2 protein-coding genes and 1 pseudogene are annotated in these 2409 nt (G+C 65.4%); all 3 read left to right on the top strand.

Features of this window, described 5'->3' with window-relative positions:
• Positions 1-1022: sugar ABC transporter ATP-binding protein (locus CJ014_RS27160; RefSeq protein ID WP_133121959.1), on the top strand; the 1022-nt coding region annotated here is incomplete at its 5' end.
• Between the two features lie 41 nt (positions 1023-1063).
• On the top strand, positions 1064-2029 hold the full coding sequence (locus CJ014_RS27155) for an ABC transporter permease (RefSeq protein WP_425351966.1): 966 nt from the start codon (positions 1064-1066) through the stop codon (positions 2027-2029).
• A gap of 134 nt (positions 2030-2163) precedes the next feature.
• A pseudogene (locus CJ014_RS27150) lies at positions 2164-2409 on the top strand (sugar ABC transporter substrate-binding protein); the annotation flags it as partial.

Genomic DNA, 2409 nt, shown 5'->3' with positions numbered 1-2409 from the left:
AGGCCAAGCTGGTGATCATGGACGAGCCGACCTCGGCGATCAGCGACACCGAGGTGGAGATGCTGTTCCGCCAGATCGCCGACCTCAAGGCCGAGGGCGTCGCCGTCATCTACATCACCCACAAGATGGACGAAATCTTCCGCATCGCCGACGACATCACCGTCATCCGCGACGGCTGCTACGTCGACTCCGGCCCGGCCGGTGCGTTCGACGAGGCGCGGCTGATCAGCCTGATGGTCGGCCGCACCATCTCCAACATCTTCCCCAAGGTCGACGTGGAGCGCGGCGACACCGTGCTGGAGGTGCGCGGCCTCAGCCGCGGCGGCGTGTTCCGCGACGTCTCCTTCTCGGTGCGCAAGGGCGAGATCCTCGGCCTAGCCGGCCTGGTCGGCGCCGGCCGCACCGAGGTGGCGCGCGCCATCTTCGGGCTCGATCCGGTCGACGGCGGCGAGATCGTGCTGAACGGCCGGGTCATCAGGCCGAAGTCGCCGCGCGAGGCGATCGCCGCCGGCGTCGCCATGGTGTCGGAGGATCGCCGGGCCGAGGGGATCGTGCTGTCCCGCTCGGTGCTGGAGAACATCTCGCTCGCCAATCTCAGGAAATTCGCGCCGCGCCTGCTGATCAACGGTCAGGAAGAACAGCGCGCCGCCGCCGACATGAGCAAGCTGCTGAAGATCAAGACCCCCACCCTCGCCGCCGAAGCCGGCAACCTCTCGGGCGGCAACCAGCAGAAGATCGTGCTGGCCAAGTGGCTGCTCGGCGACCTCGAGGTGCTGATCCTCGACGAGCCGACGCGCGGCATCGACGTCGGCTCCAAGTCGGAGATCCACCGGCTGATGGGCGAGTTCGCCGCCAAGGGCCTCGCCATCATCATGATCTCGTCCGAGCTGCCGGAAATCCTCGGCATGAGCGACCGCGTCGTCGTGATGCACGAGGGCGTGGTGACCGGCGAGATCGACCGCGCCGACGCGTCCCAGGAAAATCTGATGCGGCTGGCGACGGCCACGGGAGGAAAGCGATGACCGACGAGATCGCGACCAAGACGCAAGCCAAGGAAAAGAGCATGTTCAGCAAAATTCGCGAGCTCGGCTTTGCCGAGATCTACCGGCGCTACGGCACCATCCTGATCTTCATCGGCATCGTCATCCTGGCGACCGCGCTCAGCCCGTATTTCCTGACCCCGGAGAACCTGACCAACGTGCTGCGCCAGGTGGTGGTGGTCAGCCTGCTCGGCTGCGGCGTCACCTTCATCATCATCCTCGGCCATATCGACGTGTCGCTCGGCTCGGTGATGGCGCTGACCGGCGTGATCGCCACCGCCGTGATGGCCGCCACGCAGAGCCTCGTGCTGGCCATCGTCGCCGGCATCCTGCTCGGCATCTTCATCGGCCTGGTCAACGGCTTCGTCATCACCGTCTTCCGCATCCCCGCCTTCATCATGACGCTGGCCATGACCACGGCGGCGCGCGGCGGCGTGCTGCTGTTCACCGGCGGCGTGCCGATCGCCAATCTCGGCAATTTCCGGGTGATCGGCCAGGGCGCGATCGGGCCGGTGCCGATCTCGGTGCTGATCCTGGCGGTGTTCGTCGTGCTGTGCTGGGTGCTGCTCAACAAGACCAAGTTCGGCCGCTACGTCTACGCGGTCGGCGGCAATGCCCGGGCGGCGCTGGCCTCCGGCATCAATCCCAACTCGGTGGTGGTCAAGGCCTTCGTGCTCAACGGCATCCTGTGCGCGGTGGCCGGCATCGTCTTCATGTCGCGCATCAATTCCGGCCAGCCGGCGGCCGGCGTCGGCTACGAGTTCGACGCCATCACCGCGGTGGTGGTCGGCGGCACCAGCCTGATGGGCGGCACCGGCACCATCTCCGGCACCATCATCGGCGCGCTGATCGTCGGCGTCATCAACAACATCCTCAACCTGATGAACGTCAGCTCCTACTGGCAGATGGTGGTCAAGGGCACGGTCATCGCCATCGCCGTCATCCTCGACGTCCAGACCAAGACGGCGAGGGCCAGGAAGAAGGCCTGAGACGCTTCGGGAAAACTTACGACAACAACCGGAACGACTGGAACCCGGACCGACGAGGTCCGGCGAGAGGGGCGGCCCGTCCGAGGAAAGCGGACGCCTCAACTAGGGTGGAGAATAGAAAAGGGAGTAGAATCATGAAATTGCTGACTGGCCTGATGATGGCGGCATCCTTGACCGCCGCGGCGTTCGCCGGAACGGCTTCAGCCAACGCCACCGACAAGTTCGTCGTCGGCTATACCAACCTCGCCGACACCGACGTGTTCACCATGAGCCGCAAGAACGCCTTCATCGAGGCGGTCAAGGCCGATCCGGACGTCGAGGTCCGCTTCACCGACGCCAATCTCGACATCTCCAAGCAGCTCGACCAGATCGACAACTTC

It is taken from the genome of Pleomorphomonas carboxyditropha (genome assembly GCF_002770725.1).
Classification (GTDB): Bacteria; Pseudomonadota; Alphaproteobacteria; order Rhizobiales; family Pleomorphomonadaceae; genus Pleomorphomonas; species Pleomorphomonas carboxyditropha.
Note: the sequence above shows the minus strand (reverse complement) of the source record. Positions and strands in the feature narration are given on the sequence as shown.

Bases quoted from the DNA above. Each gene is read 5' to 3' on its own strand.
- CJ014_RS27155 (WP_425351966.1), top strand. From the start codon at position 1,064: ATGTTCAGCAAAATTCGCGAGCTCGGCTTTGCCGAGATCTACCGGCGC.